Origin of the sequence: Comamonas avium (assembly GCF_014836675.1) — a bacterium.
Taxonomy (GTDB): Bacteria; Pseudomonadota; Gammaproteobacteria; order Burkholderiales; family Burkholderiaceae_C; genus Comamonas; species Comamonas avium.
Genome location: NZ_JACSQK010000006.1, coordinates 341,338 through 364,320, shown reverse-complemented (window position 1 = coordinate 364,320; position 22,983 = coordinate 341,338). Strand labels below are relative to the sequence as shown.

At 59.2% G+C, this 22,983-nt stretch carries 21 protein-coding genes; 5 read left to right on the top strand and 16 right to left on the bottom strand.

Features of this window, described 5'->3' with window-relative positions; translation table 11 throughout:
• Positions 1 to 114: 114 nt before the first annotated feature.
• The 6 genes from H9646_RS14155 to H9646_RS14130 form a co-directional block, all read right to left on the bottom strand.
• Entirely contained in the window at positions 115 to 378 is a 264-nt protein-coding gene (locus H9646_RS14155; protein WP_191724006.1) for a hypothetical protein, read from the bottom strand.
• 518 nt (positions 379 to 896) lie between these two features.
• Positions 897 to 1,952, bottom strand: a complete 1,056-nt coding sequence (locus tag H9646_RS14150) for a sensor histidine kinase (RefSeq protein ID WP_191724005.1) — start codon at positions 1,950 to 1,952, stop codon at positions 897 to 899.
• Between the two features lie 12 nt (positions 1,953 to 1,964).
• The gene (locus tag H9646_RS14145; RefSeq protein WP_191724004.1) at positions 1,965 to 2,762 is read right to left on the bottom strand and encodes a hypothetical protein; all 798 of its coding nucleotides are present in this window, start codon (positions 2,760 to 2,762) and stop codon (positions 1,965 to 1,967) included.
• Positions 2,763 to 3,356: 594 nt separating this feature from the next.
• A complete protein-coding gene (locus H9646_RS14140) occupies positions 3,357 to 4,640 on the bottom strand; it encodes a TRAP transporter large permease (RefSeq protein ID WP_191724003.1) in 1,284 nt (427 codons plus the stop codon).
• A gap of 33 nt (positions 4,641 to 4,673) precedes the next feature.
• Positions 4,674 to 5,189, bottom strand: coding sequence for a TRAP transporter small permease (locus H9646_RS14135; protein ID WP_191724002.1), 516 nt, complete (start codon positions 5,187 to 5,189; stop codon positions 4,674 to 4,676).
• Positions 5,190 to 5,407: 218 nt separating this feature from the next.
• Positions 5,408 to 6,394 (bottom strand): TRAP transporter substrate-binding protein, encoded by a 987-nt coding sequence (locus H9646_RS14130; protein ID WP_191724001.1) that lies wholly within the window; start codon positions 6,392 to 6,394, stop codon positions 5,408 to 5,410.
• A gap of 349 nt (positions 6,395 to 6,743) precedes the next feature.
• On the opposite strand from H9646_RS14130, the gene H9646_RS14125 reads away from it, so the two are divergent.
• Positions 6,744 to 7,112, top strand: coding sequence for a hypothetical protein (locus H9646_RS14125; RefSeq protein ID WP_191724000.1), 369 nt, complete (start codon positions 6,744 to 6,746; stop codon positions 7,110 to 7,112).
• 118 nt (positions 7,113 to 7,230) lie between these two features.
• Here the strand turns inward: H9646_RS14125 and H9646_RS14120 are convergent, their stop codons facing one another.
• A complete protein-coding gene (locus H9646_RS14120) occupies positions 7,231 to 7,782 on the bottom strand; it encodes an NADPH-dependent FMN reductase (RefSeq protein WP_191723999.1) in 552 nt (183 codons plus the stop codon).
• A 139-nt stretch (positions 7,783 to 7,921) separates the two neighbouring features.
• On the opposite strand from H9646_RS14120, the gene H9646_RS14115 reads away from it, so the two are divergent.
• Together H9646_RS14115 and H9646_RS14110 are read left to right on the top strand one after the other, a co-directional pair.
• Entirely contained in the window at positions 7,922 to 8,662 is a 741-nt protein-coding gene (locus tag H9646_RS14115) for an energy-coupling factor ABC transporter ATP-binding protein (protein WP_191723998.1), read from the top strand.
• A gap of 3 nt (positions 8,663 to 8,665) precedes the next feature.
• On the top strand, positions 8,666 to 9,259 hold the full coding sequence (locus H9646_RS14110; RefSeq protein ID WP_191723997.1) for an energy-coupling factor transporter transmembrane component T family protein: 594 nt from the start codon (positions 8,666 to 8,668) through the stop codon (positions 9,257 to 9,259).
• A gap of 227 nt (positions 9,260 to 9,486) precedes the next feature.
• Here H9646_RS14110 and H9646_RS14105 read toward each other — a convergent pair whose 3' ends face one another.
• The 4 genes from H9646_RS14105 to H9646_RS14090 all read right to left on the bottom strand — a co-directional run bounded on the left by H9646_RS14105 (position 9,487) and on the right by H9646_RS14090 (position 13,474).
• Positions 9,487 to 9,924, bottom strand: coding sequence for a universal stress protein (locus H9646_RS14105; RefSeq protein ID WP_191723996.1), 438 nt, complete (start codon positions 9,922 to 9,924; stop codon positions 9,487 to 9,489).
• A gap of 98 nt (positions 9,925 to 10,022) precedes the next feature.
• Complete coding sequence (locus H9646_RS14100) at positions 10,023 to 10,793, bottom strand: 2OG-Fe dioxygenase family protein (protein ID WP_191723995.1); 771 nt, start codon at positions 10,791 to 10,793, stop codon at positions 10,023 to 10,025.
• A 130-nt stretch (positions 10,794 to 10,923) separates the two neighbouring features.
• Positions 10,924 to 12,615 (bottom strand): long-chain fatty acid--CoA ligase, encoded by a 1,692-nt coding sequence (locus tag H9646_RS14095; protein ID WP_191723994.1) that lies wholly within the window; start codon positions 12,613 to 12,615, stop codon positions 10,924 to 10,926.
• A gap of 289 nt (positions 12,616 to 12,904) precedes the next feature.
• Positions 12,905 to 13,474 carry a hypothetical protein gene (locus H9646_RS14090; RefSeq protein WP_225214204.1) on the bottom strand — a complete coding sequence of 190 codons (570 nt, stop codon included), beginning with the start codon at positions 13,472 to 13,474 and terminating at the stop codon, positions 12,905 to 12,907.
• A 231-nt stretch (positions 13,475 to 13,705) separates the two neighbouring features.
• Between H9646_RS14090 and H9646_RS14085 the strand changes: the two genes are divergently transcribed.
• A complete protein-coding gene (locus H9646_RS14085) occupies positions 13,706 to 14,704 on the top strand; it encodes an SDR family oxidoreductase (protein WP_225214203.1) in 999 nt (332 codons plus the stop codon).
• A 165-nt stretch (positions 14,705 to 14,869) separates the two neighbouring features.
• The gene (locus H9646_RS14080) at positions 14,870 to 15,334 is read left to right on the top strand and encodes a GNAT family N-acetyltransferase (RefSeq protein WP_191723993.1); all 465 of its coding nucleotides are present in this window, start codon (positions 14,870 to 14,872) and stop codon (positions 15,332 to 15,334) included.
• Positions 15,335 to 15,720: 386 nt separating this feature from the next.
• Here the strand turns inward: H9646_RS14080 and panC are convergent, their stop codons facing one another.
• From panC to hrpA, 5 genes are all read right to left on the bottom strand, one after another.
• Complete coding sequence (gene panC, locus H9646_RS14075; protein ID WP_191723992.1) at positions 15,721 to 16,569, bottom strand: pantoate--beta-alanine ligase; 849 nt, start codon at positions 16,567 to 16,569, stop codon at positions 15,721 to 15,723.
• A gap of 37 nt (positions 16,570 to 16,606) precedes the next feature.
• The gene (gene panB / locus H9646_RS14070; RefSeq protein ID WP_191723991.1) at positions 16,607 to 17,500 is read right to left on the bottom strand and encodes a 3-methyl-2-oxobutanoate hydroxymethyltransferase; all 894 of its coding nucleotides are present in this window, start codon (positions 17,498 to 17,500) and stop codon (positions 16,607 to 16,609) included.
• Positions 17,501 to 17,607: 107 nt separating this feature from the next.
• Entirely contained in the window at positions 17,608 to 17,988 is a 381-nt protein-coding gene (gene panD / locus H9646_RS14065; protein ID WP_191723990.1) for an aspartate 1-decarboxylase, read from the bottom strand.
• Between the two features lie 260 nt (positions 17,989 to 18,248).
• Positions 18,249 to 18,752: a hypothetical protein gene (locus tag H9646_RS14060; protein ID WP_191723989.1), complete on the bottom strand. Its 504-nt coding sequence runs from the start codon at positions 18,750 to 18,752 to the stop codon at positions 18,249 to 18,251.
• A 124-nt stretch (positions 18,753 to 18,876) separates the two neighbouring features.
• Positions 18,877 to 22,938, bottom strand: a complete 4,062-nt coding sequence (hrpA, locus tag H9646_RS14055) for an ATP-dependent RNA helicase HrpA (RefSeq protein ID WP_191723988.1) — start codon at positions 22,936 to 22,938, stop codon at positions 18,877 to 18,879.
• Positions 22,939 to 22,983 lie beyond the last annotated feature (45 nt).

Below are 22,983 nucleotides of genomic sequence, written 5' to 3'. Positions count from 1 at the left end.
ACATGAGCGTATCCCTGGAACATGAAAATCCTCCAGCTGCAAAAGCTGGGGCGATTCACAGGGATCAGTGCTAACAGCCGACGTTAGCGCGCCGGATGGCAGGCTGAACCCTGGTCAGGCCAGGGTGCTCCACTGTGGCCGTTCAGGCCGGCTGACCAGCAGCGCTTGCACCCATGCGTGCAGCGCAGTCTGTATGGAGGTGCTGGGGGTGTCTGCGCAAAAGTAGATGGTGCTCAGCAATGCCAGCGCACCGCTGTGGCAGCTGACACAGTGCGTGTGGTGCTGCGCATGGATCTCATCAGTGTGCTGTCCGGCAGAGATGGCTGGCTCACCGGGGAGTGAAAGACTGAATGGCTGGGACTGGCAATGCTCAAGCAAGCACGGTACAGCTGTTGCAGTGGCTGCCGCAATTGCGCCCGGCCACTGCAGTGGCAAGCATAAGAGCAGCAAAAGAGCAAACAGGTAAGTGCGCATCGAAGCGCAATTGTACGGTGCCGATTCTGGCCTTCAAACAGCGCTGTCACGCCATGGCGTTGAATGGAAAATTCTCTGAGAAACAGGCATCGAATGCCCATTGCCATTGCCATTGCCATTGCCATTGCCACGGCCCAGACCGACCGCCCTGCCAGCAGCACCCCAATGGCAGGGGTAACCCGTGCAAGCGTCAGAAGTCCGCACCAAAGCAGCGCAAGCCCAAAGTCAGCCCTGCCGTGGATGGTGCTCGCCCCGCCGGCTAAAAAGAGCGACAGCACCATATCGACCACGCCAGCATGGATGCCTGGCGCGGTCCTGCAAGCAGCTAATGCGTTCGGTTGGCTTGTTTGAGCAGACGTGCTCCCAGCGGTCTTTGACTTTCAGCCTGATGCCCGCCGAGCGGCATCCGCTTGAGCGGCTGCCTAGCTGGGCTGGCTCAGCGCCAGCCGCACTGTCAGCAACGTGCAGCCGGGCCGAGAGTCGATGTTCAGCACACCACCCACACGGGCGATGCGCACGGCCATGGAATGCATGCCAATGCCCAGGCCCGAGGCTTTGACTGCGGGCACATCGAAGCCAATGCCGTCATCTTCAATCTCAAGGACCAGTGCATCCGGCTCGGGCTGTACGAGGCACAGGCGCACCTGGCGCGCCTTGCTGTGCTTGATGACGTTGGTGAGTGCCTCTTCGATCAGGCGCGACATGGCCAGATACTGGTAGGCGTTAGGGGGGGTGCGCCAGTTCTGTGCAAATTGCCAGTGGCAGGTGATGCCCAGCACATCGAACAGGTTATTGAACCGGTGGCGCAATGGTGCCACCCAATCTTGAAGCGACTCGGGAACACGAACCTGTGTCGACGTATTGGTGTCAATGGTCAGCCGCAGGTCATTGCGAATGAGCTTGAGCATGGACAGCACCTGGGGTTTAGCAAGCACCTCATTGCCCTGCTCTACCAAGGCAATCATGTGTACCAGCGCGCCACCCAGGCCGTCATGCAGATCGTGGGTCAGGTTCAGGCGCTCTTGCAGGCGCACGTTGGAGAGCTTTTGCGCCTCCAGCATCTGCTCGCTCTTCTTTTGCTTGCTGATGTCAAAAGTGAAACCGATCAGGGCCGAGGTCTGGCCATGCTCATCGCTCAAAACGTGGACCACTTCTCTGACCCAGATGAAGCTGTTGTCACTGGTCAGCGCCCGGTACTCAGCCTCATGGTCAACGCCGGCGATGGACAGCTCCACACAGCGCGTGACTGTGCGCTCGCGGTCATCGGGATGAATACGCGCTACCCAGTCGTCCACCGTCTGCCAGCTCTCCGGACTCCACCCCAGCAAGGGTTCGATCTGCGGCCCGACGTAGGTGTATTTTTTGCTTGCCCAGTCAATCCGAAATGGAATCGCCAGCGTTGACTCCAGCAACGTCTGGTACAGGCCGTTGTCTGTATTTGGTTCAAGTGTGCGCAAGCGCGTAAGCGTATCGAGCATGTTTCGTTGTGGTTACTTCAAGAGAGGATGGATCGTAGGCAGTTCATTCCAGAACCAATGGAAATAACCACCATCTACCTGAAGCAAGGTTTGCGTCTGGATGCTGGAGCGCTCAATGCCCCGCCAGCAGGCAAGCGCAGAATTGCGGTTGCCGTGCAAGTGTACGAACTCTTGTCCCTTGGCCCTGGATCGGGGGGGAATGTAAAGGGCACTGCCAGATGGCACCCACAGGTCTGCCAGAAAGATTTTCTTGAACCTGGGCCAATAGCGTGCTACCGAAATTACCAGCGGCAGTTCCGGGTCGATCGAAGCGAATACATGGGGGAAATCGTGGTGCTCCAGATCGGTACAGACCATGCCCAGCAAGCGGTATCCCGTGCCCTGATAGGGAGACCTGTGGCCTGCAAACATGCCGTACTCATAGTCAATTTGCTTGAGCTTGTCCTCTGGGCTGCTGACGCGAATGCCCTGCCCTTTTTGCACCAGCGTGATACCGAATGCAGCAGCTACGCTGCTGGTAACCCACATGGGTTCGTACACCACCTCGTTGGCAACCAGCGTCAGCTTGGTTTGCTCTCCGTGCTCTGGATCTGGTGTCTCCGTCTTCGCATCAATGACCTCGTACTCCCTGCCGATGGGAATGTAGGGGTCGCTGCTTGCTGGCTCCAGGGGTTCAACATACGGGGGCAGCGCCTTCACATAGGTTGGGCACCCATTGTTGTTGTAGAAAAACGGTGTCTCCACAAGATTGACATCGTTTACGGCTCCCTCTTTGATGAAAAGCGGCGCGTCAAAATACTCTTTTGTCATTATCGAAAGCTCCAAATTAGTTCATCTGATGACGGATGACTGACTAACCCCTCAAACTGCCGCCGTCCCATGTCTTGCTTGCACTATTGCCACAAAAGCAAAGCAAGGCCGTTCTTCATTGACGGCATATGTACCTAAAACGGAATAAACGCAAACAGATGCTACACACCCGAGGATGGGGGCACCATCACTGCTTTCAGGTATTTTTCGTATTTATGCACGGTTGTTGCGCAAATCGATTTTTGAGGCAAGGCTGCCCTGACCTGCACCGTATCCATGCCACCCATGGCAGCCAGAAGAAGAAAACAATGCAGCAAGCTGCCCCACTATGGCTGCAGCCAATTACAGGTCATTGACTTGGCGCCAGAACGCTCAGAGCGTTGCCCTCTTGCCCAAACACACGGCTTGAATGGGCGGTGCGGGTCCATGGTGCTGGCCTGCTGCCGGAGATAGCCGGTGACAGCCAGTGGGAGCCAGTGATACATCGCAGCAGCTAAGCATACGATCACGCCACGGCAGAGCCCTCGTTACTCACGCTGAAGTTGAACAAAAAAAGAGCCCCTGCTGGGGCTCTTTTGCGGGTCGACTCACTGCCTAAAAACCCAAGGCGTGCGGCAAGGCCGTCGACAAGGTTGGCACAAAAGTCAGAATCGCCAGCACGATCAGCTGCGCCACGATGAAGATGGGCAGCTCGCGCGTGAGTGCAGCGATGGGCGTGCGCGTAGCCACAGCCGTGACGAAGAGCAGGCCCCCCACAGGCGGCGTCACCATACCCATGGTCAGATTCACAATCACGATCATGGCAAAGTGCAGCGGATCGATCCCCAGCGCCGCAGAGATAGGTGCCAAGATGGGGACCAGGATCATGATCCCCGGCAAGGGCTCCATGAAAATGCCGAAGGCCAGCAGCAAAATATTGACGGCCAGCAGGAACATTACGGGCGTCAAATGCCAGCTGATGATCAGCTCAGACAGATATTGCGGAATGCCCTCCACCGTCAGCACCCAGGCAAAGGCTGCAGAGGCAGCCATCACAAACAACACTGAAGCGGTCAGCAGCGCAGAGCGCGCTGCAATAGCAGGCACTGCGCTCCAGTGCAGCGTGCGATATACCCACTTGCCGCAGGCAAAGGCATAGAACACAGCCACCACCGATGCTTCAGTGGGCGTAAAGATGCCAAAGCGGATACCGACAATGATCAGCACCACCAGCATCAAGGCGGGAATGGCTTTGAGGCTGTTGATGATGATTTCGCGCGTACTGGGGCGCGCCTCTGTCGAGCGGTAATTGCGTTTTTTGCACACCCACCAGTTCACAGCAGCCATGGCCACAGCGATGACCACACCGGGAATGACACCCGCCATGAACAGGCCACCCACCGAGACACTTTCATCTTGCAGGGTGTAGATGATCATGCTGATAGAAGGCGGAATGATGGGGCCGATGATGGCGCTATTGGCCGTCAAGGCGGCTGCATAGGGGCGGTCGTAGCCGGCCTTTTCCATCATCTTGGTCATCATGGCACCGGGGCCTGCCGCATCTGCCAGTGCAGAGCCTGACACGCCAGCAAACAGCACCGAAGACAGCACGTTGGCATAACCCAGACCACCGCGCAGGTGGCCCACGAACTGCGCCGCAAAGCGCAGCAGCACCTTGGTGAGTGCGCCCCCGGACATCAGCTCGGCAGCAAAGATGAAAAACGGCACAGCCATCAGCGGAAAGCTGTCAATGCCAGTGAACATCTCCTTGAACACCACCAGCTGCGGGTAGCGGCCACCAACAAACACGGCCAGTGCCGCCGAGATGGCCAGCGCAAAGGCCACGGGAAATCCCAGTGTCATCAACACCAGGATAGATACAAACAAAGTCACAGCCATGGGATTTCAGTCCTCAACAATCACAAACATGGCCTAGATCGATGAGGCGGCATCGCCGTCCATCTCTTCTTCAGCAACGTACTGGCCCTGCATCACATAACGGCGTGCAATAAAGGCCAAATGCACCAGCACCAGCACAAAGCCCACAGGCATGGCGGCATAGATGAAGGAAATAGGAATGTCCGTGGCCGCCGTTGTCTGAAAACGCGTGCGCCAGACATAGTCGCTAGAGGCCACCGCCATGAACACGCAAAACAGCGCAATACCCACCGCCACCAAGCCCCGCAACATACGTGCTGCCCTGGTGCCTACCGCGGTGTGCAAGTTGTCGATAGCGACGTGCCCACCGGTGCGCAGGACCAGACCCGCGCCCAGAAAGGTCACCCAGATCATCATGTGCCGCGAGACCTCTTCAGCCCAGAAGATGGAGTCACCCGTGGTGTAGCGCAGCACCACGTTCGAGAAAATGATGCAGGCCATGGCCAGCAGCAACACAATCAATATCCAGCGGTTGATGGCTACCAGCCACCGTTCAATGCAGTCGAGCATAGGTCGTCGGTGTACAGCCCGCATGCATTCAATGGCATGCACTGCACAACGCTTTCTTTAAAAAGTCGATCCCTTCCTGCACACGGAAAAAGCTCCATGCACAGGCTTGCGATGCGCGGCGGACAATCATGCGCTCCAAACGGCAAAAGCCTGCGGGCTATCTACAGCGCACGCAGGCTTTGCACCACACAGAGCGGTACAACGGAAGCCGCGCTTCCTTACTTCACGTTGGCAATAGCGTCCAGTGCGGGTTGACCGAACTTCTTGGCGTACTGCTTGTAAGCAGGCTCCAAGGCCGTGCGAAAGGCTGCAGCGTCAACTTTCTCGACCACTTGCATGCCGTGGCTCTTGGCCAAGGCCACGCCCTTGGTTTCCACATCATCGACAAAGGCGCGCGAGGCTACTGCACCCGCCTTGGCGCCTTCGGTAAAGGCTGCCTTTTGAGCGTCATTGAGGCCGCCCCAGAAAGTGGGCGACACGATCAGCACCACAGGTGCGTACACGTGGGCAGTCAAGGTCAGGTGCTTTTGTACTTCCCACAGCTTGGAGGAAGTGAGCACGGAAATGGGGTTTTCCTGACCGTCGATCGTGCCTTGCTGCAAGGCGCTGATCACTTCAGGCCATGACATGGGGGTGGGCGATGCACCCAGCGTGCGAAAAGCCGTGATGTGCACGGGGTTCTCGGTCACGCGAATCTTCAGGCCCTTGAGGTCGGCCACGCTCTTGACGGCTACCTTGTTGTTGGTCAGGTGGCGAAAGCCTTGCTCGCCCCAGGCCAGTGCAACCAGACCGCGCTGCTTGAATTTGCCCAGCAGGTCCTGACCGAACTTGCCATCCAGCACCGCACGCGCATGGGCCGTGTCACGGAACAGGAACGGAATATCGACGATGCCCACATCGCCTACAAAGTTGCTCAGCGCGCCGGTAGAGACGATGGCCGCTTCTACCGTACCCAGTTGCAGACCTTCGATCAGCTCACGCTCACCGCCCAGGGCGCTGGAAGGAAACTGCTTGACGGCAAACGCACCGTTGGTGCCCTTTTCAACCGATTCAGACCATGCCTTGGCTGCAGCGCCGTAGTGCGAGTTGATCGCCAGCGCATAGCCCAGCTTGACTTCTTTGGGGGCAGCAACCGCGCTGCCCGCAGCCATAGCCACAGCAGCCGTGGTGCACGCGGCGATAAAAGTACGGCGAATCATGACCATGGAATGTCCCTCGTTGTCTAAAAATAGAAAGGCTTTGGCTCGTGCATGCAGGTGGCCCGCAACGGCAAAGCTCTAGATTTGTGAATCTAGCAACGATTGTAAAAACTTTGGTCCTCACCCATATCGGGCAATACCCAGCCAGCAGCGTCCATAAAGACGAATTAAAACAGGCACTTAAACAGGCAAGAAGCGCCATTCGGTGCATATAAGGGTTTGTACTCACATACCCAAAAACGAAGGCTGCGTATTCACCCTGATCAAGCCCCTGTCTGCTACTGCGGCAAACCGTTACACATTGTGTCTTGACCTCTACAATTGTTGCATTAGCAGGTTGATACGAAAGAGATGCATGGCTGTACGCAAACCACTCCCCGTTCAAAAAAATAACGACTCCACACTCGTTTCCTGGCTGGCTGGCACGGTGGTGGTACTGGTTGGCGTGCTGATTGTGGGTGGCTACTGGATGCAGCAGCAGCGCATTGACCAGTCAGCACTGAGCCAGCAAGCTGATGTGTATGACGCTTACCAGCAATACACCCGCAGCAATGCCGCCGCCCGAGCTGCCGAAAAACCGCCTGCAGTCAGCGAAGCGCAGGAAACCCGCAAGTACCTGCTGGGCCACCCTGCTGTGACCCCAGGCTCGGGTTTTGACAAGCCCGGCGTACAGGCTACCGGCAAAACCATTGTGAAAGCCATCGATCAAGCCAAGGGGCTTTAAGTAAAGCAATCAAATAAAAGAGCTGCTAACGCTTACCAGCTAAAGGTTTCAGCATCATTTATATCTGAAACCTAGCACTAATAAGCGTTAGCAGCTCTTGTTTTTAATAATCCTTGGATTATTTCTTGTGTTGCAGCACCCAGGATGCAAACTGGTCTACAAAATTTTGTACGTAGGCATTGCTGTTTTCGCCAATGCTGCCGTCGGCGTTGAAAAAGCCGTCTTTGGCCTGCAGGAACATTTCAGGCTGACCCAGAGTGGGCATATTCAGATAAGCCAGTATGTTGCGCAGATGCTGCTGCGCCAAAGCCGTACCAATCGCCCCGACCGACATGCCAATCACCGCCGCAGGCTTGCCATCCCACACACTCTGGCCATAAGGGCGTGAGCCCTGGTCCACCGCATTTTTGAGTACCCCCGGAATGGAGCGGTTGTACTCGGGCGTCACGAACAGCACGGCATCAACACTGCGCACGGCATCGCGAAACTGCTTGACCACCGCCACCTCCTGACCATCGGCATCCTGGTTGTACAGCGGCAGCTGGCTGATATCCACGCTGGTGAACGTCCAGCCTGCAGGTGCCATCTTGGCAATCGCCTGTGCCAGCTGGCGGTTGAAGGACGCTTTGCGCAGACTGCCCACAATGATGGCAACTTGGTATTGGCTCATAACAATCACTCCATGGTTAGGGATGCCAGTGATTATGGAACCTGACCCCGATCTTCAGCGTGGGCACCCACCTACACGCACAGGCCGTGCACCCTCCATCAGGCACAATGCGGCCTGTTTTGCGCCGTTGAACCCTTGAATGAATTCCCACACTGTCGTCACTGATTCCTCCACCGCAGCCGCTTTGGCGCTGCAGCAAGTGCGCCTGCAGCGCGGGCGCACGCAGGTTTTTGATGGGCTGAGCCTGCAACTGCACGAGCCGCGCATTGGCCTGATTGGCGATAACGGCGCAGGCAAAACCAGCTTGCTGCGCTTGCTGTGCGGTCTGGAAGTGCCCGACAGCGGGCAGGTACTGAGCCAGGGTCAAGATTTGCACGCCGCAGGCGCCCAGCGTGCACGCTGGGTGGGCATGATGTTTCAAAACCCCGACGACCAGATCATCTTCCCCACCGTGGTGGAGGAGCTGGCACTGGGGCTGCAGCCCCAAGGGCTGAAAAAGAAAGAAGCCAAGGCGCAGGCGCTGCAATTTCTGCAAAACCGAGGCTTGCAGGACTGGGCTGACCGGGCTGTCACCAGCCTCAGCCAGGGCCAGCGCCAGCATGTGTGCTGGCTGGCGCTGCTGCTGGCGGGCCCGCGCAGCCTGCTGCTGGACGAGCCTTTTGCCAGCCTTGATCTTCCCGGTCAGGCCCGCCTGGCGCGGGACATTGCACAGACTGCGCAGCAGGTCATTGTCTCCACCCATTTGCTGGAGCATGTGCGCAACTTTTCGCGCGTGATCTGGCTGGAGCAAGGCCGAGTACTGGCAGACGGCGCAGGCAGCACCGTCTGCGCCGCCTACGAAGCCAGCGTGCGCGCACGCGTTGCAGCCATGGACAGCTAAGCCATGGGCAGTCTTTACAGCGAACACATCACGTGGCTGCACCGCGTCAGCCCGGCGCTCAAGCTGGCGCTGATGGCGGTGCTGGGCACGCTGCTGTTTCTTTTGCAGTCGCCCACCATCATGGGGGTCTGCGCCCTGGCATGCCTGCTGCTGTGGCTCAGTCTGGGCCCAGCCACACGTGTGGCACGCCGGCTGATTGTCTCGGTGCTGATTGCAGCTTTGCTGATTGCCGTTTTCCACGCATTCATGGGCAATTACGAGCTGGCAGCCATCAGTTCACTGCGTCTGGCCTGCGCCTCTACGCTGGGGGTGGCACTGACAGTCACGACACACCCTAGCCAGATTTTGCAGTTGCTGGAAACGCTGCTGGAGCCGCTGTCCAGGCTGGGCTTTCCATCACAGCGTTTTGCACTGCAGCTGGCTTTGATGCTGCGTTTCATTGAACACTTCTTTGTGCAGTGGAAGCGTCTGGACGATGCCTACCGCCTGCGCACGGGCAAAGCCGGCGGCTTTCGGCTGCTGGCACCACTGAGCATCCAGATGCTGCAGACGGCCAAGCGTGTGGGCGATGCCTTGTTTGCCCGCCTGGGGCAGTAAGCGCCGCCAGCACCACCGCTGAAACACCGCTGTCTGTAGTTGTCGTGCATCTTTGTACATCTGTACTGCCTGCTGCTTTATGGCCGGGGTTCACGGCTGATCTTGCCCGCGCATCAGCGATGCTGCGGGTGGCATTCACCGCTTTGAGCGTGCAAGCACTTGACGGCTTTCGTGCATAAAAAAACGCTGCCAGTGGCAGCGTTTTTGACAGGGACGGCGCGAATGACTTAGTCGCGCACTACCAGCACGGGGATGCGGGTGGTCTGCAGCACGCGCTGTGCCACGCTGCCCAGCACCAGCTTTTCCAGACCACGGCGGCCGTGCGAGCCCATCACGATCAGGTCAGCACCCACGTTTTCGCTCACGCGGGCAATGCCTTCGTGTACGGCGTGGCCTTCGCCCACCAGTGTCTTGACGGCCACGCCGGTATCGGCCATGGCCTTGTTTACATCTTCCAGTGCCTTGTTGGCTTCTGCAGTTGCTGCGCTCAGGTACTGGGCCTGACCGTAGGCAAAATCAGCGCCAACGCCCGTAAAAGGATAGGGGTCGAGCACATAGACCGCAGTAACTTCGCTGCCAAAAGCCTTGGCCAGCTCTGCGGCCCTGGAGACAGCTTTCAACGAGGTTTCCGAACCATCGACAGGAACCAGAATGTGCTTGAACATGAATAACTCCTCTTTATGTAAAACAGCGGCTGGCTTTGAACCAGCCTACAGATGCAGTCTGCACCCGTAGTACACCGCCCACCTTGACACGTGTCAAATCAGCCAGATTTCTTGCCTTCATCTCCCTGAAATCCTTGGCCACGGCAAGTAATGACCAAAGTATCACGCGCACCGTGCTCGGCATCTCCCAGCGGCTGGATGGGCGTGGACTCATGAATCATGCGCGCGTCATCGAGCAGCATCAGTGACCAAGGCTCAGTCAGGGTAAAGCGCAGGCCGCTGGGGCCCTGGGCCTCAAACACGCGGGTCTCCCCGCCTTTGACGCCACGTCGCCCTACCAAAAACACAGCCACCAAGTCCACACCATCGCGGTGCGCGCCTTCGGGCGTGGGGCGGCCAATGCCATCGGCAGTATCAATCCGAAACTGGTGCGCCTCAACAAAACAGGGGGTGTCCATCGCCTTGCCACACAGTTGCTGCGAAAGATGCGCCAACCGGGCAACCAGCTGCGTCCACACGGCTTGTTGCGTGGTGGATGCATGCATGGGTGCAAACCAGCGCTCCATGCCACCGTGCAAGGCGTTGTACTTGACAGGCTGCCAGTGCGCACGGTGCGCCACTTGCGTGACCGTGTCACCCACCACCTCAAAACTGGCGTGGCGGCGAAAGCGATAGCGCCCCCCATCCTTGAGGAATTCGTCTGGCGGCAGTGATTCCCAGTCGGGGGTCAGCGCCAGCAGGGCTGCCAGATCACATTCCAGCCAGGCGGCGGTATCTGCAGGCTGCAGCACGACATAACCGTGATCGCGCAGCTGCTCAGTCACGCGGTTGGGAGAATGGTATGGGGGAGGAAAAGTCACATGGGCCATAAGGTATGCAAGCTTACTCCCAGCCAGTGACTGCGCGCAGGTTTTCAGCCTCAAATTACTGAATCTGCTAGCCACATTACCCAAAAAATACCGGCACCTGATGCAGGTGCCGGTTCATTCAAGCTGTGTCTCATGCAGGCGCGGTCTGGGCCTCTTGCAGCAGGCGCCACATCACCTTGCCGCTGCCGCTCTTGGGCAGTGCATCTACAAAAGTGACCAGTCGCGGCACTTTGTAGGCGGCCATGTTGTCTCTGCACCATGCGGTAATGTCTTCCTCTGATACCTTGCCCTTGTAATCCTGGCGCAGAACCACCACCGCTTTGACTGTCTCGCCACGGTAAGCATCTTTGGCCGAGATCACGCAGGCTTCCTGAATCGCCGGATGGCGGAACATGAGCACTTCCACCTCGGCAGGCCAGACCTTGAAACCGCTGGCATTGATCATGCGCTTGAGGCGGTCGGTGATAAAGAAGTAACCCTCTTCATCCATGCGCCCCAGATCACCGGTGCGGAAAAAACGCTTGCCATCGATCTGAACAAAGGCAGCGCGGGTGGCAGCTTCGTTGCGCCAGTAGCCTGAAAACACCTGGGGGCCGCACACCATGATTTCACCCTGCTCACCAACAGGCACCTCTTGCAGAGTGTCGGGATCGATCACCCGGCTGTCCGTGCCAATGAACGGGACGCCCAGACACTGCTGCTTGGCCTTCTCTGGCGGGTTGTTGTGCGAGGGTGCCGCAGTTTCGGTCAGGCCGTAGCCTTCCTGATAGCGCAGCCCGTATTCTTCAAACAATCGCTGAGCCACCGCCTGCGGCATGGCCGCACCGCCACCGCCGATATAGGTCAGGCTGCTCAGGTCAAACTGCTTGAAGTTAGGGCTGGCAAACAGGTCAATCACCATGGTGGGAATGTTGGTCCAGTTCGTCACCTTGTATTGCGAGATCAGGCGCCCGGCCAGCTCACGGTCCCAGCGCGGCATCAGCACCATGGTGGCGCCTACGTAGATGCTCGAATGCATCATGGACACCATGCCTGTGATGTGGAACATGGGGATGACGGCCAGCGTGACGTTCTCACTGCACCCACTGCCCCATACGGCAGAGGCCACCGTGTTGAACATGATGCTCGAATGCGTGTGCACACAGCCCTTGGGCAAGCCAGTCGTGCCGCTGGTGTAGGGCAGCACACTCATGTCCTGCGGCCCGACTTCCAGCGCAGGCGCCGGGGCAGAGCACGCCAAGGCCTGTTTCCACAGCACCACCTCGCCGCCGTTGAGCACGGGCACCGCACGCTCTGTCGTCAGCCATGCCTGCCAGACATCTGGAATCGGCTCGCGCTGCGCCTGTGGCGGCAGGTATTCACCCAGCTGCGTCACCACCATCTGCTGCAAGCCTTGGCCTGCGGGCAAGGCATTGCTGGCCTTGACCAGCTCGTCCGCCAGATCGGCGGTGGTGAAGGCCAGCTTGATGCTGCCATCGGTGATGTAGTGCTCCAGCTCCTGCGCCAGATTCATCGGATTGACAGGCACCACGACAGCATTGGCACGCAGGATGGCAAAGTGCGCCATCACCAGCTGCGGCAGGTTTTGCATGAGCAACATGACACGATCGCCCTTGCGCACGCCTGCTGCATGCAGGTGTGCGGCCAGCCGCTCGGCACCATCTGCCAGTTCTCGATAGGTGATCGAGCTGCCAAAAAACTGCAGCGCTGCTTTAGCGGGATAACGTCGGGCACTGGTGGCCAGGTTGTCCCACAGGGACGTATCCAGCAAGGTCAATGCATGGGGAACACGGCGTGGCCAATGATTAAAGTGCGGGCGCATAACAGCAGTTCCATCTCAGGTTGCGAATGCCTTGAAACTATCGCCTCTGGCGGAGTCTGACATTCGGGAAGCACCCCACGGGCGGTCACTTGCGCGACCCGGTCAGAATGTTTCGCTGTGCGGAACTACCAAATCAAACAATTACCAAAAAGCGCTACAAAAGATCATCTTTTTGCCTCGTGCTCTTACCCGCCTTATGGCATCAGCTATCTAAATATGAGCACTGCATACGCCTTGGTGACAGACGGTCGTGCGATGGCATGGCAGAGAAACAGGCACATCAGAAATTTCAGCGCTTTCCCATCCGCTGGCGCAATCTGCCAGCACGCACTGCCACAACTAATAAAGCATGTGACGCAAGCGGCTGACCCGCCACTTGCGCCTGCACGCAGTCTTGCCACATCTGCCCTTGCTGCTCAACGCTGGCACGCCAGAACTGCCTTAATTGCCCAGCAGCACTGCTGCAGTTGCTGTAGCTATAGGGATCACGGCCTTGCAGCAGCCATTGACACTGCAAAAGCAATGCTTGGCGAGTGACAGGCTGCTTTTGCCTGCGCTGAAGGACGTGCAGGAGTTCGTGGGCAACAATGCCTGCCACCACAGGGTCGCTCAAGCGCAGTGACTGGCGCATGCCACCTGCCTCAAACATGGCGGCAGGAAACGATAGCCAGCCACCATTGAGCGACAGCGCACGCCTTGTATCCCCTAAGCGGCGCTGACCCAAGCGCACATGCCCAGCCAGCCAGGCGCCCATCACATCACCAAAGATGGTGCGGACAAAAAAGTGCTCCTGCGGCAGTAAACGCCGCCAGTAACGCGAGGACATGCGCTGCCATAGCGCCCCATAAAAACGATGCATACCCGCCCATGTTGTACCAGCACAGGAGATGCCAGCGGTCAGGGGGTATTGATCGAAGAAGAAAACGCTGACAGCAAGGCATCGGCAGCAGCACCACCACATTGGGTGCGCCTTTGTGCCAACCCAGAAACAGCCCCTCTCCTACTGCCGCGATCTAGATTTGCCCCCACATCGTTCGAGGTGCCTTGGCAAAACTGAAAACACCCCCCAGTGCTAGCCCAAGGAGAAAGCATGGCAACGAAGATGGCCACCGCCAAAGCGCAAACAACTGCCCAGCGACAAAAGCGCTTGCAAAAAGCCCAGAAGGCCCTAGACGCACAAGCGAGCAAGAAAAAAACAACGCGCAAAGCAGCGGCACCGGGCCCTGGCCATGCACTGCCCAGCAATCCCATGCCCGCGCAAAGCCTGGACAAACCCGGGCACGAGCATTTGATGGAATGCCCTCCACAGTTTGCAGCACCCAACTACCATGGCAGTGGCAAATTGCAGGGCATGACGGCACTGATCACGGGGGGCGACTCGGGCATTGGCCGCGCCGTAGCCGTACTGTTTGCGCGCGAGGGCGCCAACGTTGCAATTGCATATCTGAATGAGCATAAAGATGCCAAGACCACCTGCAAACATGTCAAGGCCGAGGGCGCGCAATGCATGTCGATTGCAGGCGATGTACGTGACAGCTCCTACTGCGAGCAAGCCGTGCGCAAGGTGGTGAAGAAATTTGGTGCGCTCAATATCCTCGTCAATAACGCCGCGTTCCAGGAACATGCAGAAAGCCTGCAAGACCTGTGCGATGCGCGCATTGACGAGACCTTCAAAACCAACATCTACGGCTATGTGTACATGGCTCGCGCCGCTGTGGCGCATATGCAGCGCGGCGACTGCATCATCAACACCGGTTCGGTCACAGGCCTGCGCGGCAGTACCTACTTGCTGGACTACGCCACCAGCAAGGGCGCCATTCACGCCTTTACCAAGTCACTGGCCTCTAACTTGGCCAGCCGTGGTATCCGTGTCAACGCCGTAGCACCCGGCCCAGTGTGGACGCCCCTGAACCCTGCAGACAAGACCGAAGACGATATCGCCAACTTTGGTGCAGACACGGACATGGGCCGCCCCGCACAGCCCGAAGAGATTTCTCCGGCCTATGTGTTTTTGGCGTCGCCAGTTTGCTCCAGCTACATCACCGGCACCGTGCTGCCCATCACCGGCAATGCAGGAGACGGCGTATAAGAAGCCACATCAGGCTGCGCCGTCTGGATGCAGGCCTTGTCTTGCCTCGCGCAACGCTAAACTGTGCCCCTTTGCGTGCTGCGCATTCTGAAAGACGTTGCATCGCTGTCTGAATGAATGCGGCAGGCACGCTTGCCGTTTAGCGTGGTACAGAAAGAGGCTGGCATGGAGATTCGCAGATTCAAGATGGGTGATGAAGCCGCGTTGTTTCATGTCTATTTCACGGCGATCCATGAAGTCGCCATCCGCAACTACACGCAAGAGCAAGTCAATGCCTGGGCTCCACCTGAAGTTGATCAGAAGATGTGGGCCCAGCTGGTTCAGAAAATTCAGCCCTTCGTAGCCGTGCTCAACGGTGTGATCGTGGGCTATGCCGATGTACAGGCCAGCGGCTATATCGACCATTTCTTTGTGTCAGGCCACTACCCACGCCAAGGGATTGGGACACAGCTGATGGCACGGATTCATGAAGAAGCCGAGTTTCTGAAGTTGACCGAGCTCACTTCCAACGTCAGCAAGACGGCAGAGCCATTTTTTGCTTTGCACGGTTTTAGCGTGCTGGAGCGCAGGTCTGAGGTCTTGCATGGTGTCACCCTGCAAAACGCACGCATGCGCAAAGCCTTAGCCTAAAAATACTGCCTGCTGTCGCTGGGCAACCGGGGCAGCACAACGCATGCACAGGGCCTTAAGCCGCCGGCTGTGGGCCCGGCTTGGGCGGCAGCTCGATGGGTGGCGTGCCATTGGGCGGTTCCTGGACAGGCACAGGCGGGGGCAAATCCTCTGGTGAAGGGTCTGTGTCCTGTGGCTGCCTGGGCATGGGCGGCACAGGCAAAACAGGTGCCGGCGAACTGAACGCTGCAACACGGCACGAGGATGATCGAAAATGCATGGCACATCCTTTCTGGACTGCCATTTTGAAGCGGCATGTGACTTGCGTATGTCAGCCCAGCCCGCATGTAAGACCGATCTCCTCTGCCCTTTTCACTTTGCTGCGCCTGTGGCGCAGCGTGGACTGCTTAAAACTCCAGGTTGTCGATCAGGCGGGTTGTTCCCAGCTTCGCAGCACCCAGCGCTACCAGGGGGGTCTGGCTGGCGTCCCCCTGTGCGGGTGGCAGCAGGTTGCCACGCTGGCGTACCGTCAGGTAGTCGGGCTGCCAGCCCAAGTCTGCCAGGCGCTGCATGGCCTGCGCCTCCGATTGCGCCAGTGGTTGCCCGCTTGTGCGCACCTGGTGCGCCAGCCATTGCAGCTGCTTGTGCAGGGCCAGCGCTTGCGCACGCTGCTCGGCGTTGAGATAGGCATTGCGCGAGCTCAGCGCCAGGCCGTCTGCGGCGCGCTCGGTATCCACGCCAATGATCTGCACGGGCAGCGCAAACTGCTGCACCATGTGGCGTATCACCAGCAACTGCTGGTAGTCCTTCTTGCCAAATACGGCCACGCCCCCCCCGGCAGTACCGAATACACAGGCAAACAGTTTCATCACCACCGTGCATACACCGGTGAAAAAGCCCGGGCGAAAGTGCCCTTCCAGAATGTCTGCCAGCGCTGGGTTGGGCTGCAGTTTGAAAGTCTGTGGCTGGGGGTACAAATCCTGCTCTTTGGGGGCAAACACCACGTCACAGCCCTGCGCCTGCAATGTGGCGCAATCGGCCTCAAAGGTGCGCGGGTAACTGTCAAAGTCTTCGTGCGGCAGAAACTGCAGGCGATTGACAAAAATGCTGGCCACGGTGATGTCACCGTGCTCGCGTGCATGGCGCACAAGGGACAAGTGACCTTCGTGCAGGTTGCCCATGGTGGGCACGAAGGCGGGGCGACCACGCCCTGCCAGTGTCTGGCGCAAGGCATCGATGGATTGAACGATCTGCATGGCGAAAAATCTCTCTGTAACTGGAGCGAAGACCGGCTTACCAGGCGTGCACGCGGTTGTCTGGGAACGTGCCTGCCTTGACGGCCTGCACATAGGCCTGCATGGCCCCCTGAATGCTGCCCGCATCGGCCATGAAGTTGTGCACAAACTTGGGCATCTTGCCCAGGTTCATGCCTAGCATGTCGTGCAGCACCAGCACTTGCCCGGCAGTGCCATTGCCCGCGCCAATACCAATCGTGTGGCAATGCGCCAGCTCTTGCGTGATGCGGCTGGCCAGTTGCTCTGGCACCATCTCCAGCACCAGCATGGTGGCACCAGCGCTTTGCAGCTCCAGCGACTGCTGGCGCAGCAACTGGGCTGCGGCCTCGTCACGGCCCTGCACGCGGTAGCCGCCCAGCGCGTAGACGGTTTGCGGCGTCAGCCCCAGGTGGGCGCACACGGGCACACCGCGTGCCACCAGAAATTCCACCGTCCTAGCGGTCCAGCCACCGCCTTCGAGCTTGACCATATGGGCACCGGCCTGCATCAGCAGGCAGGCATTGCGCATGGCTTGCTCGGCACTTTCGGCATAGCTGCCATAGGGCATGTCGGCCACCAGCCACGTTGTGCCCTGACTGCGGTGCAGTCCACGTGCCACGCTGGCCGTGTGATAGACCATGTCTTCGAGCGACACGCCCACCGTGCTGTGCCGCCCCTGGCAGACCATGCCCAGTGAGTCGCCCACCAAAATACAGTCCACACCTGCTGCGTCGGCCACCGCCGCAAAAGTGGCGTCATACGCCGTCAGCATGGCAATTTTCTCGCCCTGCGCACGCATATGGGCCAGCCGGGGCAGGCTGACCGGCTTGCGCGCAGGCATGGGTGATGCGGGTGGCAGCGTGCCGTAAGGGGTTGCGCTGTTGCCTGCTGTTTCTGTGTTCAAAGCCGTCATGGTTGCGATCCACTCCACCAAACGCTGGCGCAAGGCTGGGTGCACCAGCCATTGGCCGCCATTAAGAACTTGCGCAAAGACTGCGCAAAAGGCAAAAAGGTGCTGGTTTACAGCGTCTGTGTGGGCACGTGATGGCGCAGCTGTGTCTGGCGGTTGTGATCGTCCACAAACACCAGCTGTGGCTGGTGCTCTGCCACATTGCTTTCATGCACTTGCGCAAAGGACGCAATGATCAACAAATCGCCCACGGCAGCACGGCGTGCGGCAGAACCATTGACAGAAATCATGCCGCTGCCGCGCTGGCCCTTGATGGCATAGGTGACAAAGCGCTCGCCGTTGTCGATGTTCCAGATGTGGATCTGCTCGTTGTCGGCAATGTTGGCGGCGTCCAGCAAATCTTCGTCAATGGCGCACGAGCCTTCGTAGTGCAGCTCGCACTGCGTGGTCTTGACCCGGTGAATCTTGGACTTCAAAAGTGTGCGGAACATGGTGTCTCCCTTTGTCTTTGTATGTATCTGGCACGCCGCTGCAGCTTGTCACCAAGCACCCACTTGCGCCGCGCCCCCTTGTTTCGTGGGGCGCATTGTGCACATGCAGGCTTTCGGGTCAACCGCTGGGGGTGCAGGGACATGCACCGTGACTGCTTGACGGCCAGCATTGCACAAGGCAGGACGACCCAAGGCTGTCTGGACGCAACTGCCTCCTGGCTCCCCAGAAAAAAGCAAACCATGGCGAGACAGCCCTGCGCTTACAAGCCCAGGTCTTTGGCGGCTGCCTTGATTTCTGCGAACTGGTAGTCCTGTACCGTTTGGCGCGATGACACCACGCGATCGTGCGGCCCAGGCACCAGCAGCCATGCCGTGCCACCTTCTTGCGCAGGGTGTGGCATGGCAAACATCAAAAATTCACAGTCAATGCCCCACACATCATCGACCTGCATGGTCTGGCACTCGGCTGGCACATGCATGTAAGTGACCTGATCGGCCACAGCGCGCAGAAAATCTGCAGTCTGCGCAGCATCTGCGTCTGCAGCACCCTGCACGGGATTTACATGCCGAATCAACGGCGTGCTGCTGAAAGACTCATGCGCCCACGTATCTGCCTCGCGCTGGAACATCAGCGTCGCCTTGCCTGTGAAGGCAAAGCCCGCAGGGTCATCGCCCACGCAGTAGGTCCGGGCAGCGGCCACAGCCTGGTCGTAGCTGTCGTTGTCAATGGCAACCACGCGCAGGTCTTGGGTGATATCGGTCATTCAAAAATCTCTATGTCAAAACCCGATCCGGGGGGTGTGGACCGGGGGGTGTACCCGCCACCGCTCCTGCTGCGGTGGCAGTGGCGGTGGCAGTGGCGGTGGCGGTGGCGCAATACGAAAACGCTTACTGCTGCAGTTGCGCCCACACCTTGTCCAGCCGCTTGGCGCTGACGGGGTACGGCGTACGCAGCTCTTGCGCGAAAAAGCTCACGCGTAGCTCTTGCAGCATCCAGCGGTATTCCTGCATGCGGGCATCGACTGCGCCCTTGCGTTCGGCCACCAGACGCCAGTAACGCTGCTCCAGCGGCTGCAGCTCTTTGAGTTTGGCGGCATCACGCGCCGGGTCTGCGCGGTACTTGTCCAGCCGAATGGTGATGGCCTTGAGGTAGCGGGCGTAGTGGGCCAGCTGGCTCCAGGGGGCCACGGCAATGAAGTTTTTGGGCATCAGCTTTTGCAGCTGCTCGCTCGCATCCTTGGTGGCTTCCGGGGCGTTCTTGGTGTCCTTGATCTTGCGCGCAGCGGCGGCGTACTCCACCAAAATCACGCCGGCCATGCGTGCCACTTCGTTGGCAATCAACGTCAGGCGGCCACGGCCATCCTGCACGCGCTGCTTGAAGTCCGCCTCATTGGCGGGCAGCGGCTCCTGCAAAAATGCGCGGTCAATTGCCACATCAATGATCTGGCCGCGCAGCTCTTCCTGCGTGCCCAGCGGCATGTAGGCAACGGCCATTTTCTGCAGGTCTGGAATGTTCTTTTCCAGGTACTTGAGCGCATCCTTGATCTGCAGCGCAAACAGGCGGCGCAAGCCCAGACGGTGCTTGGCGGCGGCCACCTCGGGTTCGTCAAACACCTCAATGCCTACATCGGTGCCGTGATCGATCAGCGCAGGAAAGCCAATCAAGGTGGTGCTGCCCTTGCTGATTTCCATCAGCTCTGGCAGCTGGCCAAAACTCCATGCGGTGTAACGCTGGTCGGCCTTTTCAGGTGGCGGTGCAGTCGATGCCTTGGCGGCTGTCTTATCGTTTTTAGGAGCTACTATCGCTTGCAGTTGCTTGTTTTCAGATACTTTTTTATCTGAAACTGTTGACTGCTCTACGGTAGCAGCTACCTTTAATGATGCCAAAGCCTGAAACGCACCACGCGCCTTGACGCCCCACTCGGCCTTGAGCGCGCCCAGATTGCGGCCCTGGCCCAGCTGGCGGCCATGCTCGTCAACGATGCGAAAGTTCATGAACAGGTGCGGGCTGAGCATGTCCAGCTTGAAGTCAGCGCGCTTGACATCCAGCGAGGTTTCATCGCGCACCTGCTTGAGCAGCACATCAATCAGTCCACCCCTGGCCCAGCGCTCGCTTTGCGTAAACAGCTCGGCCAGGCGCGCTGCGCTTTCGGGCAGCGGCACAAAGCGGCTGCGCGGGCGCTGGGGCAGGCTTTTGAGCAAGGCCTGAATCTTGTCCTTGAGCATGCCCGGCACCAGCCATTCGGCCCGTTCCTCAGAGACCTGGTTGAGCACAAACAGCGGCACCGTCACCGTGATGCCATCGCGTGCATCGCCGGGGCTGTGTAGGTAGGTGGCGCTGCAATCGACGCCGCCGAGCTTGACGATCTTGGGGAAATTGTCAGTGGTGATGCCTGCCGCCTCATGGCGCATCAGCTCGTCTTTGGACAGGCGCAGCAACTCAGACTGGCCTTTGCTGGCCACGCGGAACCACTTGTCAAACGTGGCACCGCTGTAGATGCCCTTGGGCAGATGCTGGTCATAGAAGGCGAAGATCAGCTCATCGTCCACCAGCACGTCCTGGCGGCGCGACTTGTGCTCCAGGTCTTCCACCTTGCGCACCATCTTGATGTTGGAGGGCAGAAAGTGCCACTGCGTGTCCCACTGCCCCTCTACCAGCGCCTGGCGAATGAACATGGTGCGCGCGGCATCCGGATCGACCCGGCCATAGCTGACGCTGCGTCCGTTGTAGACCACCAGCCCATACAGCGTGGCGCGCTCCTGCGCCACCACATCGGCCTGTTTTTTGGACCAGTGTGGGTCCAGCAGCTGCTTTTTTAAAAGGTGCGCGCCCACCTCTTCGAGCCACTGCGGCTCAATCGCCGCAATGCCGCGCCCGTACAGGCGCGAGGTTTCCACCAGCTCGGCCGCCACAATCCAGCGGCCGGGCTTTTTGCTCAAATGCGCGCCGGGGTGCGGGTGAAACTTGATACCGCGTGCGCCCAGGTAGGCATCGCTTTCTTCGCCCTTGTAGCCGATATTGCCCAGCAGCCCAGACAGCATGGACAGGTGCACAGGCTCGTAGCCTGCGGGCTCGCTGTTGATGAGCCACTTGTGCTCTTTGATCACCGTCATCAACTGGCTGTGAATGTCACGCCACTCGCGCACACGGCGAATGTTGATGAAGTTCTGGCGCAGCAACTGCTCCCACTGGCGGTTGCTGATTTTGTGCGTGGCGTCTTCCACCACGTCGGCAGGGCTGAACAGCGCCAGTCGTTCTTCTACGGTGCCCTGCACCTGCGCGCCGCTGGTGCGCTGGCTGACGGGCAGGAATGCCTGGTTGCGCGCGCTGGGCCTGGCAGCAGGCTGGGTTTGCGCCGCCATCTCGGCACGGCTTTTGGCCACCACCTTGCCGCCACGGGCATCCTGCAGCCACTTCCACAGGCGCAGGTAGCCGCTGAATTCGCTCTTTTCGTCGTCAAACTTGGCGTGCTGCTGGTCGGCCTGCTGCTGCGCCTCCAAAGGCCGGTCGCGTACGTCCTGCACGCTCAGTGCTGAGGCAATGATCAGCACCTCGGCCAGCGCCCCGCGCTCGCGCGCCTCCACAATCATGCGGCCCACACGCGGGTCCAGCGGCAGGCGCGACAGCTCCTTGCCCATGTGCAGCAGGTTGCCGCGCTCGTCCACCGCGCCCAGCTCGGCCAGCAGCTGGTAGCCGTCGGCAATGGCGCGGCCCGAGGGGGCCTCAAGGAACGGAAAGTTCACCACATCGCCCAACCCCAGCGATTTCATGCGCAAGATCACGCCCGCCAGAGAGCTGCGCAGAATTTCGGGGTCGGTAAACGGTGTACGGCTGGTGAAATCAGCCTCGTCATACAGGCGGATACAGATGCCGTTGGCCACACGGCCACAACGGCCTGCACGCTGGTTGGCCGCCGCCTGGCTGATGGGCTCCACCAGCAACTGCTCTACCTTGCTACGAAAGGAATAGCGCTTGACACGTGCCGTGCCTGCGTCAATCACGTAGCGAATGCCGGGCACCGTCAGCGAGGTTTCGGCCACGTTGGTGGCCAGCACAATGCGCCGGCCCGTGTGACCATCAAAAATACGGTCTTGCTCGGCCTGCGACAGGCGCGAGAACAGCGGCAGCACCTCGGCACTGCGCAGCGCAGGATGGTGCTGCAGGTGCTTGCGCAGATGGTCGGCCGCTTCACGGATTTCGCGCTCGCCGGGCAGAAAGATCAGGATGTCGCCGCCCTTGGCACCACCGCTCCACAGCTCATCGACACCATCGGCTATGGCGTCGTTGAGGTCGTAGTCCTTCTTTTCCTCAAACGGGCGGTAGCGCATTTCCACCGGGAAGGTGCGGCCCGAGACCATGATCACGGGCGCCGGGCCTTCCTTGCCCGCAAAGTGCTGGGCAAAGCGGTTGGCATCAATCGTGGCCGAGGTGACCACTACCTTCAGATCGGGGCGCTTGGGCAAAATCTGCTTGAGGTAACCCAGCAAAAAGTCGATGTTCAGGCTGCGCTCGTGGGCCTCGTCAATGATCAGCGTGTCATACGCCTTGAGCAGCGGGTCCGTCTGTGTTTCGGCCAGCAAAATACCGTCGGTCATCAGCTTGACGGAGGCATTTTTTTGCAGCGTGTCCTGAAAACGCACCTTGTAGCCCACCAGCTCGCCCAGCGGGGTGTTCAATTCTTCGGCGATGCGCTTGGCCACCGAGCTTGCCGCAATGCGCCGCGGCTGCGTATGGCCGATGAGGTGACCGCGCACATTGCCGCTGGCATCTGGCTGCGCATTGATCTTGCCGCGCCCCAGCGCCAGGGCAATCTTGGGCAGCTGGGTGGTCTTGCCCGAACCCGTCTCACCACACACGATGACGACTTGGTGGCGCTCCATCACCTCCATGATTTCTTCACGGCGACTGGATACGGGCAGGGACTCTGGAAACGTGATCTTCAAGGGCATAAGGGGCTGGATTATCCCAGCACCAGCCCATCTGCGTTGAACATA